Consider the following 14434-nt stretch of genomic DNA (forward strand, 5'->3'; position numbering starts at 1 on the left):
ATTTTTTCAGTTATTAATATTAGATAGATGAAATGGAATTAATTTATTCGATTTGTCACCGCGCAATTTCAACATAATATCATCCTTAGATACATTTTCCTTAATTAAAACAGACTGATCAGCATGAACAGTTCGGTTTATATCAAAAATGTTAAAAAGACTAAACGACCAATTTGTTTGGAATGTTAATTTCCCCTTATCATTGAAAACTAATAAATCATCTGATACGGGTTTAAAGAAGACATTTTTAGATTTCATATCCAAATTAATAATTGTGTTCCAGTCTCTGTATCGGTCCTCTCCATTGTAACTTAAGTCCCGAATCATTCTGACGTTACTTATTTCCAAACTCTTTGGATTAGCTTGAAATGATATCGTGCTTACAACTGTATTGAGTAACAATACTAATAAAATAACTACTAACCCTATTAACATTCTTTTTTGTTTGATTCCAAAATTCAATTTCCGCACCATTTGCTCATCCTCTCTAAATAAAAAATCCAAAGAAACATTAAAACGGTCGCAAATGACAATTACCATTTCTAAGTCAGGGTAACTTCTCCCTGTTTCCCAACTTGATATAGTTGATCTCGACACTTGCAATTTTTCAGCTAATTGTTCTTGTGTTAAATTGTTATCTGCTCTTAGCTTTTTAATTTTTACTGATAAATTCATTCTTGGTCTCCTTTCTAAAATTAGCCTATTTCAGATTCATGTTAATGACTAGATAAGCTTTTTAACATCTCGATTTTCGAGTGACAAGATTCTTGTCATTGTTGATGTACCAACGTTTCCGAAGCTTTTTCAAAATAAAAAGCGAGCTACATTTAAACCTGATTCTTCTTTCATTTTTTCAGATTAAGTAGTTCCGATAACGTGGAGGTAAAACAAAAAACAGCTAAAATAGGCAGACTAAATAACATCAGAAATCGCACATTAAACAGCAATGAATTAGCAAGAAAAACCGACTGACATTTTTCATAAGTCAATCGGCTTTTTCTAATGTCCTATTCAATTAAATCATCCGCAAGCTAAATAAGAACAGCCCCTCATTGGGCTATTTTTTTTCCATCTTAAAGTGTTTGTTTTATTTCAGCAAATGCTGAAGGAATGTTATCTTCATTATTTAGATATTCTTTAATCATCAAAGCACATTCTCTTGAACTAGCATTTGAAGTGTCCACTTCGTAATCATAAATTATATGCTTATGAACTTGCTCAAGTTGAGCCTTAGCCGATCCAATTTTTCTGTTTCCCCTAGCTAATTCTCTTCGTTCAAGTTCCTCTAATGAACAATGAACACCAATAAAATAAACCGAGTAGTCGGATAATAATTCACAGAATTCCTTTAACCATGCGGGTAATAATACAATGTGGTCTACAATCACATTTTTTTCTATCATAGCTAAGAATTTAATAAAATGATGAAATAAAGCCATCATCGAGGGTCTAATCATATAAAATGCTTTTATCATCTTTTCGTCGTATGGATTATATCCCTCTGATATAAAACTCTCAAGGAACTCTCCGATTTGGTCTGCTGACAAATAAATGTATGGTTCTTCAAGGATACTCACAAGTTCATTGGCAAGACTTGTTTTTCCAGAGCTCGATGCCCCGTTAAGAAATATAATTTTTCCATTACTACCCTTTGCCGACCTTATTAGTTCCATAATAGTTCTCCTATCTTTTTATTCAACACAAGATCCGTTTTCATCACAAAAGATTTATATCACTTAATTCGGAATTTCTTTTCAAATAATTTTCTAATACTTTTTTGTTTTTATGCCACCAAAAAATATGAAATTCATCTTGCTTGTCAAATCCCAATTTAGAGGCTAATTTATGTGACGGTAGGTTTTCTGCCTGACACTCCCAACTTGGAATTAAATCTCTTTCCAAACATTTTTTAATAAAAGCCATGGATGTTAAAGTTGCTAGACCTTTATTTTGAAATTCTTTTGCTGTCATTATATCTAAAGCTGCATAGCCACCACCGATATAATAACAATTACATACACTTGCAAATCTCCCTTCATATAAGAGACAGTAACCAAATCCTTTTTTCACATAATCGACTGGGGAATCCCATAACATTTTAAAATGATTGTCCATTTCGTTTTGATATTGATCAAACAGTATTTCATCCATTACTTTCATTTCAAAACCAACTGGTATAGCTTCCTTCCATAAAGGCAAAGTTGAAAATCTTTCCGGGTTAAATGAAAATCCTGACCTTTTTACCTTTATAACGTGATCTTCCAAAAAGGTACTTATTTTTTCTGACCACTCTGATGAAAAAGTATAAAGATCAAAAAAGACCCAATGATTATTTTCATCCATTAAGAATTGATATAAGGAGTTATTAAAATCATCGTTGTGAGGATTACCAACTAAAAAGTAATGTCCACCCTTACTTGCAAATAATGCGACAGTAGGATTTTCGATATTATCAGTAAATATTCTTCCTGGCTGATTCTGGTCAAGGACTGCATGTGCAAAAATAACCTCATATTCGGTTTCGTTTATTAAATGAGAAACTATAGCAAAATCACTTTTCGTTAATTCAAACATTATTTTTCTCCTTCAATTGGTAATTACCTTGTTTTTTTCTTATAGACTAACTGCCCGGTTTGTTTAATAATTCCTGTATACACATTTAAACCGTTCTACACCGGGATATTTTTCACCTAAACTCAGTATCTTAAATCCATACTTGGAATAAAATCCAACGGCATCCTTATCGGTTTCAGCTGTAACGAATGGAAATATATTAGAGATATTATTGAGCATTTTTGTTCCTATGCCTGTATTTCTATGATTTGGGGATACTGCTATATGCTTTAAAACACATTCTATTGAGTTGATAACTTCGACTCCTATGCAGCCAACCAGCTCGCCATTTAACTCAAATCCATATAATCTCCTTTTTGGGGACATTAAATAAAGCTGATATTCTTCATCAACTTTGTTTGGTAATGTGGCATAGGTCAATAGACTTTTTATTAATGGATTTGCAGAAGTAATTTCTTTCAATTTATCACCCCAAAGCTAATATTCCACTTTAGCTAAAGGCAATCCTTCTAAAGCTGACCGGCCCGATAGCTAAAAAAAAGATGCCTAATCCTTCTAGATTAAAGCACCCGCTTAATACCAATCTGATTTTATAGTTCCACCCTTATAAATTACTTTTACATCAGGATCATAATTAATAGGGGTTTCTGAAAAGCAATACCATATTCGCCCCTTACTAGTGTCTATTATTGTTGCTTTAGTAATATCTTGGTCCTTATACTTTATTTTTATTTCCTCTATTAAAGGGTCGTTAATTACCCCAAATGTTAGGGAAACTAGTTCATCTTTCGACTTTTTACTTCTAATTGGTAAGTTACTAAACCCTCTGGTTAACATTACATTTTCTTCATTGAACTGCTTGCTGCCCGCTCCAAAGCCCCTTTGAAACCCCAAAAAGGTCTTTTCAATCAATGCTGCTGATAAAACATCGTCCTTGCCATAAAATATTATTTTATGATCTTTATAATCAGCCGTGTGGAAAATTTCATCGATTGGAACATTCGATTCTCTTACAGCTTCATTTAAACTTTTATAATTCAAATTAATAACTATAAAAATCAGTAATAATAATGAAAGAGAAATGATAATTTTCAGTTTCATATTTCACCTCAAGAACACTATTTCCGCATTGGCAGCTTTTAACTTTATTGTGAAAAAGTATTGATTGCTCAATCGGTAATTCGAGTATTACGCCACTAAAGCTCAATAAGCTATCCAATAAAAAGGTGCTTAATCCTTCTTGGTAAAGCACCTTTAGCTGAAGTACACATCCTCACAATATCATCAAAGCTAGGGTTGCTACAAAGAGACTAAACATTTCTCTTCTCATATTCAAAGGGTTCTTTACTCGAATAGATATTATGGAAAAATCCCAAATACGGGATTTCATCTTCCAGACATTTTATGCGATATGACAACTCCTCATCACACTCCGGATCTTCACCATTGTTCCGCATTACCTCAAATGTATCTACAATACTCTCCATGAGAGTTATTTGGATAAATAAGGGCAATGTATCCAACATCGAATTTTCAATTCCGGTCTCGGATTTGTATCCCTGGAGGACTGTTTCAAAATAATTATCCATGAACTTTTTCCGGTTACCGGGGTCTGGTTCATTTTGTATCCAGCCAACTCCGTTTGTCCAGAGAGCTGCTAGGTCAAACATATACCAGCAGTAACATGAATTATCGAAATCATATACGGTTATTTGCCCATTATCAAAATCTATTGAATAATTCCCATCGTTGTAATCAAAATGGACCATACCGAAAGACTCACGGTTCCTGTCCAATCCTTTTAAGGTTTTAAGGAGGTCTACCAGCTTTTCCTTCAGAAGAGGTAACGAACCGGGTATCAGTTTCTCGATATATTCAGCATTGTATTTATCAAAGAAACTATACCGCCTATGGACAGGATTATACCCTTTTGATAAATGGTGGAGTTTCCCAAGTACTTTACCACAATTAAAATAATACTCGGTAATTGGAACTCCTTCCCGATACCTATAATTATTTTCCACAAGCATTTTTCCCTTAGCCTTTTGAAACAAGCAGATAAAAAAGGTATGATCGTTATGATTTATCTCTTCCAGCAAATTCCCCTTCCGGGAGTTGACTACATCCGAGACACTTCCGCCATGTTCGAATAAATACCTGATATACTCAACCTCACCCAGAAAATCTCTCCGGTCTCTGTCATATAAGAAGGCGATTCTGAGTATTTTTGAGTCGTTGCCCTCTTTCTCACAGGTATAAACAACATTACGCCCTCCTATATGTGCCTTGACCGGCCTGATTTCATAACCTTTCAACCCGTACAACTCTGAAACTAATGGAAGTAAATATGTATCACCGATTTTAACAACCTCGTTATAAATCATTAATCTCCTCCAAATTTTATTAACTGTTAAAAGCATTCGCCCCTAAGAAATTATGTTAGTTTTGCTTGCGCCGATTTCTTCAAGCATTTCTCTTTTCAATGCATCATAACTAGTTTCACCGTACTCGATGCCTCCGCCAATTGGAGGATAAAAATAATCTTGTTTTACCTCGTCGAAGCCTTCACATACAAGGATTGAATCAACTTTTCTGAACACACAAATAGCAATTGCTCGAATTTGCCCTTTCTTCATTCGATTCCTCCACCCTTTTACTAAAATGCCCATTTTAAACTTATTAAGGAATTCAACAAATAGATCTATAATCCTTCTTGGATCAAATTACACATTGGTTTAATCACATTATTTTACAATCAAGCTTTCTTGTTTACGATATGCAAAAAACAAATAAAAAAAGGAGCCTCCAACTTTCTGGAAGTTCCCTGCTGTACGTTTGATTCCCGAAGTATGAATATGAATTATTTAGGTATTTCAGGAACCCAAAGTTCGTTTCTTGGTTTATGCTTTGGTGGATAATAACATTCGATACATGGTACATCAGCATGTTCATATCCAGAGGTAGGAACCCATTCTGTGTATAATCACTTCCAAGCATTCACGATACCAGGAAATATAGCCCAAGTCCTGTGATTAATCTTTGAAGTGATTAAAGTGATAAAAAGATACTTTTTCCTTATTGGTAGTTAGAGAGGATAATAAATACAGCTATAAATCCAATAGGATAAAGCCAAGGTAAAAAACGGTAATGCTTTGTGTTTATTTTTAAAGAGAGAATCCAAAAGAGTTCAGGTAAGAGAATAAACAATATTTGGAATATGAACGTTAATTTGTCCACAGTGTTAAATGGAACAAATCTAAACCCATCTGCAGCATTTCCATCAAAGCTAGATAGATACATTGAAAAATTTGTAAATGGAATTACCAAGCAAAGCATAATTCTACTTACTTGGACAATAGATGATTTTTTATATACGAGACTGATACTAGATAATATAATGCCATACACAGAAAGAAACAATGTTCCGAAACACAAAAGGGGCTGCTCCATGACATATCTGAGAAAAAACATTAATAAAAACATATAGACCTCATTCCATTATCCTTATTGAATTAGTCCAACACCGTTCAATAAGACTCTAGTTTGGTTCATCCAGCATTAAAATTCCGTTTGTTCGAAGGAATTCAACAAAAAAGGGCGTTAATCCTGCCTTTATCAAAGCGAATTCGTGTTAATTTTTTTCCCCAGTTCAAGAAAAAGAAAAGCACCCAAATCCTTTAGTACAAGGGATTAAGGCGCTTTCTTACATAAACTTTTGAATTCAAATAAACCACAGCCATTTAAAGAAATTGATATAAGAATTAACATCGGGACCTCATTAAGCATCGCCCCATAGTCTAACTTATAAATCAATACGTTATTACAATCTTATGAACAAGGGAATTAAGTTACAACTCCCTCTTCTAAGTTTCTCCATAAGTGATGGGCTTCCCTTGCAAGATGCTCCAAAAGATCTGGTGGTGCGGTTGTAATAACAGCACACTGTTTGATTAGAACATCTAATTCTAATTTAAATGCCTCTAAATCCTTTGCTTCAACAATAACCATTTGCCTAAATGCATTTAAAACAGGTAGTAACTCAGTGCGTGGTTTCCTTATTATTGTTCTCAGTGCATTTGCCTGGAGAAAAAGGCGTTCAAACTTTTGAGTCATTCTCCTTACTCTTTTTTGTAGTTCATAATGTGTTGGATCTAAATAATGCTGTACAAAAGCCAGGTGGTCAGCCATTTGCCTCAACCAAAATGTACTTTCATGTATAACCGCATCCGCTACGAACACTTGACCGCCAGTTTGTATTAAATTGAGGACGTTCTGAGATTCCTCGGCTTCTCGTATCATATGGTCCATAAGTGCTACTGGCGTTGAAACAATTGCCGTACGACGCAGATTCTTATCCATACCAACAAGAAGAAAATTTTTAAATTCACTTATAGCTTGTTGAGATTCATTGATCAAAGTACCAAGGTCCCCTTGTTTAGCTTCCGCCCTCCGCCAGATCCCCGCCATACTTTGGACAAACTGCTGGTTTGTACGTGCTAGATCAATTTCATAATGGCTTATTTCCCTGTCGAAAAATCGGCCATGATCTAAATTGTTACGTAACCAGAAAGATACTATTCCATATGCATCCCTTTCATAATTGTCCGAATACCCCATCATTACCCCCCTTTCGGTTATGCTGTTATGAGTATATTCTCAAGACAATTTGTCCAATGCTTACGGTTGTAAATGAAGGAGATAATGAGATTTTTTAAAAAAAGACATTCAAGAAACGCAAAAAAATGAGTTAATCCACTTGAATTAACTCACCTTTAAATTAACGAAAATCAATAATTGCTTTTTAGGAATTATCTTGTTGTAATGACTTGTTTCCAGGTGCAAACCATCCGAGCAAGGCAATACCGACTAATACCCCATAGAAGACCAGAGTCCAGGCGGTGCTGTGAGGAAAGTCATGATCCAAAACACCAATGTCTTCATGGGAAAGGGTAACTACAGCCAGTTTGACCCCGACCCAGGCAACAATTGCATAAGCGGTTGTTTCCAATGCTGGGCGTTTTTTTAGGAGCTCCACAAACCAGGTTGCAGCAAACTTAATCAAGACAAGGCCGGCAATACCTCCGAGAACTACAACAATAAACTGCCCCCCGTCCATGCCGCCAAAATTGTCTAGCGGTGAATCTGGAAGGCCAAGGGCAATAGCAACCGCAGCTAGGATCGAATCAATTGCAAAAGCCAGGTCAGCTAATGCAATCTTCCCTACTGTAGGCCAAAAACCTTTACCAGCGGATTCCTTTTCATCATCCTTATGAATATTCTTATTTTCTTTCCCGAATTTTGCCTGAATGACATGCTTTAAACCAAGGTAAAGAAGATAAGCCGCTCCTATCGCCTGTATCTGCCAGACGTTTGCAATAAAAGAAATCGCAAAGAGTGCAGCAAATCTGAAAGCAAAGGCCATAATGATTCCGTAATTTATCGCTCTTTTTTTCTGATTTTCGGGTAAATGTTTGGCTATAACTGCTAGTACGAGAGCATTGTCAGCCGATAACAACCCTTCTAATCCAATTAGGATTAATAATGCCCAAGCATATTCTAGCCATATTGACTCCATCTATTTCTCCCCTATCTATAACAAAAATATCATATACAAAGTTTCGCTATGATAGAATTCCCTATTATGCAACCAGTTAATCTAAAAATGATGCTAAAGTTATTTTCTCAGGAATGCTGCACCGTTAGTTCAATGCATACAACTTACATTTATTTTCCCACTGACCTGCGCCGTTCATTGAATAAGAAAATGCTACCTTGTTTGAAAGGCGATTTGGAACCTATTCCTCCCTTTGGAGTTGAATCAAAATCTTTCGCTCTCCTATTAATATATGATACTATACCCCCATACGTATATTAGGGAAAGAAAACGAAAGAACAATCATATGCTAATTGGGTGTGTTTGATTAATATAGAAAATGCAAAAAGGAGGAGTGTGCGTGGACACGGTCCAATACAAGCATTCAAAAGAAGCTCAACAAAAGTTATATAAAAAGACATTACTTACCGTTGTCATGTCACAAATTTTTGGGGGTGCCGGGCTGGCTGCGGGTATTACGGTCGGTGCGTTGTTGGCACGGGATATGCTTGGAACGGAGAGTTTTTCCGGCTTACCCGCCGCGTTATTTACGTTAGGATCTGCGTTATCCGCCTATTTAGTGGGGAGGCTGTCCCAGCGATTTGGACGGCGAATTGGCTTGTCGCTAGGTTTTATTGCCGGTGGGATTGGAGCGCTCGGGGTTATTTTTGCAGCCACATGGAATCATGTATTTTTCCTATTCCTATCTCTGTTTATATACGGGGCAGGCACATCGACGAATTTGCAAGCACGTTATGCTGGAACCGATTTAGCAAATGAAAAGCAAAGAGGGATGGCTGTTAGTATTGCGATGGTGTCTACGACATTAGGTGCCGTACTTGGGCCGAATCTTGTTACGCCGATGGGCAAGCTCGCGACAGCGATTGGCATTCCAGCATTGGCAGGTCCTTTTATATTGGCAGCTGCGGCGTATCTATTGGCAGGACTAACATTGTTCTTTTATTTCCGTCCAGACCCCCTTCTCATAGCGAAGGCGATTGCAGCGGAAGAAGAACAAGTTCGTAAAAAGACGACGCACGTTGAAAAAACGCTTCAAACGACAGTAAATCGTACGGGCATTATTATGGGAGCTCTCGTGCTGGTGCTCTCGCATATTATTATGGTAGCCATTATGACGATGACGCCCGTCCATATGCAAAATCACGGAAAGGGTCTAACGGCCGTGGGGATAATCATTGGATTGCATATTGCAGCGATGTACTTGCCTTCACTTGGCACAGGAGTGCTCGTTGACAAAATTGGGCGGACACCTATGGTTATAGCGTCTGGCGTAACATTGGCTATATCGGGTCTCATAGCCGCATTTTCCCCAGGAGATTCGTTAGGTTGGTTGACGACTGCATTAATCTTACTGGGACTTGGCTGGAACTTTGGTCTCATTAGCGGGACTGCAATTATTATTGATTCAACGAATTTAGCAACGCGTGCTAAGACACAAGGGTCTGTCGATGTATGGGTTGCTCTGGGTGGAACAGCAGGCAGCTTACTCTCGGGATTCATCGTCGCATATTCTAGCTATGCATTTCTCGGTTTTCTCGGGACTTATTTAGGGCTTCTCTTAATTCCGTTAATTGTGTGGTCACACTTTAAGACAAAACGAGACGCTGCGATGAATTGAACCTCCCCCATCTACAGCTAACGCTTTTGAGGAGGTGGATTCCCAAGTATGGAAAACTAACGGCATCTAACAACGATTGAGCCGGTTTCGTCCAATAGTTTTATTTCTTTCTTGGTCAGGAAGGAAACAAAGTATTTGCCTGACTGGTTGTGCCTAATGGTCGCATTCAAAATCCGGCTTTTGGCAAACCGGACGAGACCGGGTGTTGGGAGTTTTACCTTATTACCGACTATAAGCTTAGACGCCATTTTCATCGGGTATCTTCCTCCAATCCAGCACATCGCCACAACCGGGTCAGTTCGGTCGCCTAAAACACTTGATATTTTGTAGTTTTCCTTTTTAAAAAACTCTTTTTTTTCACTAACCATTTAGAACAAAAAGAGTCTTGTAACCCATTTCGCGTTCTAAAGTAAAGTTAATAATCCCTCTGGAACCAGCCTTAATTTATTTTCTGTAAAATCGCTAATTGGCTTCCAAAACAATGTGAAATGTGCCCCGTTATCTTCGTATCCCACGAAAGAAGATTTCTCATAAAACGACTTTTCAACAAATTCAGCATCATATACAAAGACTATTTCGTGTCCAAGGTCACCGTTATATGTAAATATATTTTCAACTGCCCCAAGGAAGTTCATGTTAGTTATGCTTGCGCCGATTTCTTCAAGGACTTCTCTTTTCAATGCATCACAACTAGTTTCACCGTACTCGATTCCTCCGCCAATTGGACGATAATAATAATCTTTCTTTACCTCGTCAAAGCCTTCAAATACAAGTATTGAATCCCCTTTTCTGAACACACAAATAGCAATTGCACGAATTTGCCCTTTCTTCATTCGATCCCTCCACCCTTTGACTAAAACACCCATTTATAACTTATTAAGGAATTCAACAAAAAAGATACTTAATCCTTCTTGGATCAAATTACACATTCGTTTAATCATATTGTTTTACAATCAAGTTTCCTTGTTTACGATATGCAAAAAACACATAAAAAAAGGAGCCTCCAACTATGCTGGAAGTTCCCTGCTGTACGTTTGATTCCCGAAGTATTAATAGGATTTAAGGAATTAAACAAACGAGAGCTCATTTAACTCCCCGGTTCAAAGCATCTGGTGGTTGTCGAAAACACATGTCTCCTCATAGCGTTCGATATCCCTTCTTATCCAATCAACTGCATCCAAAACATTTAAAGCTACATGGTCAATTTTCACATCTATACCTTTCGTATGAACCTCTTCTAAGGATTTCAGCCCTCTACCCGTTTTAACCAGGATGCCCTTTGCTCCAACGTTTTTAGCAGAATATATATCACTCAATCCGTCGCCAACAACATAACACTTCTTTAATTCAAGGTTATGCTCTTCCTTAGCCCTTATTAAAAGGGACGGTCTGGGTTTCCGACACCCACAACTATCATTTGATGTGTGAGGGCAATAATAAATACCGTCAAAAAAAGATCTGTTCTTGTTTAGGGATCCGTTCATTGTTTTTGTACCTTCAATAAATTCTTCTTCAGTAAATTTGCCCATCCCTATCCAGCTTTGATTGGTTAATAGAAACACTTTTATCCCATGGTCATTAAGAAGCTTAATTGCCCTGCCTGAAAAATCATAGAGTGTAAATTCAGCGGGATGAATACCCCCGCCGTGTCCACCGATTGTACCATCACGATCTAAGAATACTCCGATCAGACGAATACCTCCCGTTTTAAAAATGGTGTCTCCTAGCCTTCTTTACTAGACTCCCAAGTTTCTTCACTACAGAAAAAGGCACTAGCAAATCAATGCTTTGTGCCTAATTTTTTTATTTTACAATCGTTTTTTCACCCGATATCCAACAATCATTTGATATACGCCAAAAAGCAGACACGAAACCACTATACCAATCCATCCATAATTACGTGGAGCAAAAAAATAAATGAAAGTTAGAGAAATTAGAAATACGATATATCCAATATGGAATAGCCTCGTAAAACTCATAATATCTTCTCCCACCTCTCCCCGTACGTTTTTCTAACTTTGAATTAAACCCTTGCCGCTACTTCAGCACTATCTTATAAAACATACCGCACCGTTTATTTACTAGGAATTCTACAATAACAATCCGTTAATCGTTCCTAGATTAATGCAGACTTTAGTTCAAGAGTGAATTTCTGGATTTACTTCTTTATTTATTTTGGTTTGGTAATCTAAAATCTGATATTTCTATTGTATTTTGCCGCCCTCTTTAATGCTTCAACTTTATCTTCTGAAAGCTTCTTCTTTCCTGTTATATGGTCAACAATTTCATTTAATGAAACTCCCTCGGTTTCCGTAACCTTTTCTTCGGACATATCTGGATCAAATACTGAACCGACACTTACAGCCTTTAAAGTTTCTTTCAAAATTGATTTTTTCTCCTCACTCACATAAAAACCCCCATTCAAAAAAAGTTAGATGGTTTATAACTGGGATTAACTTAGGAGATACTACATATATTGTATTCAACAACACACTCGTATTTTCCTTCATTTTCCACAAGGAGTTATAAACCAATCTAAACCGGTTTGTGTAAAAATTACAAATAATATATATTTTAACATTTTAAGGGATTTGATAGTATAGAGATAAAGCTTATAGAAAGAGTTTATTAATTGGGGGAATGACATGAAAATTTCCAATAAACTATTTTCACATTTATTGGCTATAGTTATTTTTTTCGCAGGATTTCAACCTGCTATTTCAAAAGCTGAATCTGCCTTTGATCCTAATTCAATTAGTCCAAAACTAAAAGAAATGCTTATTCCTTTAAAGACTACTCAAGCAGGTAATGGGTTTGAGGATTTGCAACCATTAAAGGACATATTGAAGGATGTTAAAATCCTGGGTATGGGCGAGGCCACTCATGGTACTAAGGAATTTTTTCAAATGAAGCACAGAATGTATGAATTCTTAGTAGAAGAAATGGGTTATCGAGCGTTTGCCATTGAAGCCGAATTTGGGATTCATAAGATAATAAATGATTACATTTTAAATGGTAATGGCAGCATGGAAGACGTAATTTCTGCGATGGTAATGTGGCCTTGGTCAACTCAAGAAGTCGCGGATATGATTGATTGGATGAAGGAATACAATCAAAATCCCAATAACATCGAAAACATTCGATTTTATGGTTTTGACATGCAAGGCGTGAACAGTACGGTTGCTAATATTCAGGCTTATCTAGAAATAGTAGATCCTACTAGTGAACTTCTATCCGATTTCAGTTATCTAAACCCTCCATATGAAAAGTCTAATACTGAACCTTTAGTAAAAAAACTGGTTGACGCCTTTGAAAAAAATAAAGATACATACGTATCCCTATCATCGAAAGAAGAATATGAAATTATCCGCAGAGAATTAGAAATCATTTTACAAAACCTTCATTTTGAAATCTCTTCACCTTTTTTGAATAGTGGTACTGAGACTTCAAAAGAAAAATTTATAAAATATGTAATTTTTCGGGACGCTAGTATGGCGGAAAATGTGAAGTGGATCCATAACTATGAAAAGGAATATTTTAAGAATGATAAAATTATGCTTTGGGCTCACAACGGGCATATCAGTAATCACTTGCCTACCACCAATATGGGAAGTCTGCTTAAAGATGAATTTAAAAATGCGTACTATTCGTTAGGCTTTGACTTTTATAAAGGCAGTCTCGTTACAATTGGGGAAACTACACTAGGGATAATAGAATTGGATGAGCCGAAAGAGAGAATATTTAGTTCTTATTTCAAGGAAACAGGCTATCCAATAAGTTTCTTGGATTTTACTACTGCTTCAACGGATCGGGATATAGAAGCTTGGTTATCAGTGGAACATTTAATGCATTTAATTGGGTCTAAGTTATACGAAACTAGAGAACTTGATAAAGTCATTCCCAAAGAATACTACGATGGGATTATTAATATTGAGAATACGAATGCTGCTGAAACCCTCTATCATGATTTACCAAAAGTTCAGCCTATACCTTTACCTACTGGCAAAGCTACTGAATCTGAAGAAGAAGTAGCCCCTTTAACTTTAAATGGCGATCATGCGAATAACTCAACTTATTGGATAGCTATTGGATTATTAATCACCCTTATTAGTCGCATTGATTTTTTGGAGGGCAAAAATAAAGCATAATAAGGGTAAAAGTGATTATCACAGTCATTAGACAAATTTTCAAAAAGTGCCATGAATGCGTTTCAAAAACATGCCCATTTTAGGCTCAATATGAAATTCAACAAATAGGTGCTTCATCCTTCGTGGATAAAAGCACCTTTTAGCTTAATAATTCTTATGGGATTAACCTGGAACACCTCAAATATGCTAGTTTTTGAATCCATATCTATATAAACCTAGCAAATGAGGATACAAAACAATAAACGTGAAAATCACACCAAAAATTAGCTCTCCCAGTGAAGATGCCTCTTTAGACCTATAATACATTGTAGTTACAATTACATCTATTAAAGAAATTATGAATATGATTTTCCAAATAGATTGTGAAAAGAATTGTTTCTTGTATACATAACCATATAGCCCCACTGTGTTAATAACGTTAATAATCAAACTTACAATATGTATTACTGTTCCTACCAAACCATATTCATTTTCTAAGAA

The 14434-nt window shown here is 36.3% G+C and carries 15 protein-coding genes and 1 pseudogene; 2 read left to right on the forward strand and 14 right to left on the reverse strand.

Going from position 1 to position 14434, the window contains the following annotated elements:
* Positions 1-6 precede the first annotated feature (6 nt).
* From ADU24_RS17725 to ADU24_RS17775, 10 genes and pseudogenes are all read right to left on the reverse strand, one after another.
* The gene (locus ADU24_RS17725; protein ID WP_053367872.1) at positions 7-675 is read right to left on the reverse strand and encodes a helix-turn-helix transcriptional regulator; all 669 of its coding nucleotides are present in this window, start codon (positions 673-675) and stop codon (positions 7-9) included.
* Between the two features lie 398 nt (positions 676-1073).
* A complete protein-coding gene (locus ADU24_RS17730; RefSeq protein ID WP_053367873.1) occupies positions 1074-1673 on the reverse strand; it encodes a chloramphenicol phosphotransferase CPT family protein in 600 nt (199 codons plus the stop codon).
* A gap of 43 nt (positions 1674-1716) precedes the next feature.
* A complete protein-coding gene (locus ADU24_RS17735) occupies positions 1717-2574 on the reverse strand; it encodes a GNAT family N-acetyltransferase (protein ID WP_053367874.1) in 858 nt (285 codons plus the stop codon).
* Between the two features lie 63 nt (positions 2575-2637).
* Complete coding sequence (locus tag ADU24_RS17740; RefSeq protein WP_053367875.1) at positions 2638-3036, reverse strand: GNAT family N-acetyltransferase; 399 nt, start codon at positions 3034-3036, stop codon at positions 2638-2640.
* 111 nt (positions 3037-3147) lie between these two features.
* Complete coding sequence (locus tag ADU24_RS17745; protein WP_053367876.1) at positions 3148-3675, reverse strand: hypothetical protein; 528 nt, start codon at positions 3673-3675, stop codon at positions 3148-3150.
* Positions 3676-3884: 209 nt separating this feature from the next.
* Complete coding sequence (locus tag ADU24_RS17750) at positions 3885-4958, reverse strand: phosphotransferase (protein WP_231689635.1); 1074 nt, start codon at positions 4956-4958, stop codon at positions 3885-3887.
* 42 nt (positions 4959-5000) lie between these two features.
* On the reverse strand, positions 5001-5210 hold the full coding sequence (locus ADU24_RS17755) for an NUDIX domain-containing protein (RefSeq protein ID WP_053367877.1): 210 nt from the start codon (positions 5208-5210) through the stop codon (positions 5001-5003).
* A 224-nt stretch (positions 5211-5434) separates the two neighbouring features.
* Positions 5435-5599, reverse strand: a pseudogene (locus ADU24_RS22715) (GyrI-like domain-containing protein); the annotation flags it as partial.
* Positions 5600-6417: 818 nt separating this feature from the next.
* Complete coding sequence (locus tag ADU24_RS17770; protein WP_053367880.1) at positions 6418-7191, reverse strand: DUF2935 domain-containing protein; 774 nt, start codon at positions 7189-7191, stop codon at positions 6418-6420.
* 184 nt (positions 7192-7375) lie between these two features.
* Entirely contained in the window at positions 7376-8149 is a 774-nt protein-coding gene (locus tag ADU24_RS17775; RefSeq protein ID WP_053367881.1) for a TerC family protein, read from the reverse strand.
* Positions 8150-8522: 373 nt separating this feature from the next.
* Here ADU24_RS17775 and ADU24_RS17780 point away from each other — a divergent pair, with 373 nt between their 5' ends.
* Positions 8523-9806, forward strand: coding sequence for an MFS transporter (locus tag ADU24_RS17780; protein ID WP_231689636.1), 1284 nt, complete (start codon positions 8523-8525; stop codon positions 9804-9806).
* Between the two features lie 56 nt (positions 9807-9862).
* Here ADU24_RS17780 and ADU24_RS17785 read toward each other — a convergent pair whose 3' ends face one another.
* The 4 genes from ADU24_RS17785 to ADU24_RS17800 form a co-directional block, all read right to left on the reverse strand.
* Positions 9863-10060, reverse strand: coding sequence for a hypothetical protein (locus ADU24_RS17785; RefSeq protein ID WP_053367883.1), 198 nt, complete (start codon positions 10058-10060; stop codon positions 9863-9865).
* A gap of 150 nt (positions 10061-10210) precedes the next feature.
* The gene (locus ADU24_RS17790; protein WP_053367884.1) at positions 10211-10639 is read right to left on the reverse strand and encodes an NUDIX hydrolase; all 429 of its coding nucleotides are present in this window, start codon (positions 10637-10639) and stop codon (positions 10211-10213) included.
* A 267-nt stretch (positions 10640-10906) separates the two neighbouring features.
* Entirely contained in the window at positions 10907-11521 is a 615-nt protein-coding gene (locus tag ADU24_RS17795; RefSeq protein ID WP_331457067.1) for a D-glycero-alpha-D-manno-heptose-1,7-bisphosphate 7-phosphatase, read from the reverse strand.
* A gap of 473 nt (positions 11522-11994) precedes the next feature.
* On the reverse strand, positions 11995-12213 hold the full coding sequence (locus tag ADU24_RS17800; RefSeq protein WP_053367886.1) for a hypothetical protein: 219 nt from the start codon (positions 12211-12213) through the stop codon (positions 11995-11997).
* 238 nt (positions 12214-12451) lie between these two features.
* On the opposite strand from ADU24_RS17800, the gene ADU24_RS17805 reads away from it, so the two are divergent.
* A complete protein-coding gene (locus ADU24_RS17805) occupies positions 12452-13954 on the forward strand; it encodes an erythromycin esterase family protein (protein WP_053367887.1) in 1503 nt (500 codons plus the stop codon).
* Positions 13955-14434 lie beyond the last annotated feature (480 nt).

It is taken from the genome of Bacillus sp. FJAT-27245 (genome assembly GCF_001273955.1).
Classification (GTDB): Bacteria; Bacillota; Bacilli; order Bacillales; family Cytobacillaceae; genus Bacillus_D.

Excerpts from the sequence above, each read along its gene's own strand:
- ADU24_RS17735 (WP_053367874.1), bottom strand. The coding sequence starts at position 2,574 with ATGTTTGAATTAACGAAAAGTGATTTTGCTATAGTTTCTCATTTAATA.
- ADU24_RS17730 (WP_053367873.1), bottom strand. The coding sequence starts at position 1,673 with ATGGAACTAATAAGGTCGGCAAAGGGTAGTAATGGAAAAATTATATTT.
- ADU24_RS17775 (WP_053367881.1), bottom strand. The coding sequence starts at position 8,149 with ATGGAGTCAATATGGCTAGAATATGCTTGGGCATTATTAATCCTAATT.
- ADU24_RS17790 (WP_053367884.1), bottom strand. The coding sequence starts at position 10,639 with ATGAAGAAAGGGCAAATTCGTGCAATTGCTATTTGTGTGTTCAGAAAA.
- ADU24_RS17725 (WP_053367872.1), bottom strand. The coding sequence starts at position 675 with ATGAATTTATCAGTAAAAATTAAAAAGCTAAGAGCAGATAACAATTTA.
- ADU24_RS17750 (WP_231689635.1), bottom strand. The coding sequence starts at position 4,958 with ATGATTTATAACGAGGTTGTTAAAATCGGTGATACATATTTACTTCCA.
- ADU24_RS17745 (WP_053367876.1), bottom strand. The coding sequence starts at position 3,675 with ATGAAACTGAAAATTATCATTTCTCTTTCATTATTATTACTGATTTTT.
- ADU24_RS17785 (WP_053367883.1), bottom strand. The coding sequence starts at position 10,060 with ATGAAAATGGCGTCTAAGCTTATAGTCGGTAATAAGGTAAAACTCCCA.
- ADU24_RS17805 (WP_053367887.1), top strand. The coding sequence starts at position 12,452 with ATGAAAATTTCCAATAAACTATTTTCACATTTATTGGCTATAGTTATT.
- ADU24_RS17755 (WP_053367877.1), bottom strand. The coding sequence starts at position 5,210 with ATGAAGAAAGGGCAAATTCGAGCAATTGCTATTTGTGTGTTCAGAAAA.
- ADU24_RS17770 (WP_053367880.1), bottom strand. The coding sequence starts at position 7,191 with ATGGGGTATTCGGACAATTATGAAAGGGATGCATATGGAATAGTATCT.